This window comes from Virgibacillus salexigens, from assembly GCF_014905415.1.
Lineage (GTDB): Bacteria > Bacillota > Bacilli > Bacillales > Amphibacillaceae > Virgibacillus > Virgibacillus salexigens.
In genome coordinates this window covers 1-289 of the sequence record NZ_BNEO01000220.1, presented here as the reverse complement: position 1 = coordinate 289, position 289 = coordinate 1, and the positions used below count along the sequence as shown (strand labels likewise).

General features: G+C 33.9%; 1 pseudogene. It reads right to left on the bottom strand.

Annotation, left to right across the window (positions count from 1 at the left end):
• Positions 1–159: pseudogene (locus JKP73_RS22930) on the bottom strand (threonine synthase); the annotation flags it as partial.
• Positions 160–289 lie beyond the last annotated feature (130 nt).

Here is a 289-nt window from a genome sequence, read left to right as displayed (position 1 = left end):
AACACCTTCGACTTTCCCATATAGTTCGATACCAAGTTCCTTAGATAAATTGGATAAATGAATCAATGGTGTATTTCCTTCTTGTAACGTTAATGCTGGTGTCTTGTCAGTAATTGGTAAGTATTTATGATAATGTTTTAGTAGTCCCGGCCAATTCATATGCCGTATCTCATTCCACTTTATAGTAGCTTTTTAATTGAAGTGCTACCTCGAGTTTTTTCAATTGATCAAATGCATGTTGAAAATTATCTAGAGATGTTTGGTGGGTAACCAATATAATTTCTGCTGA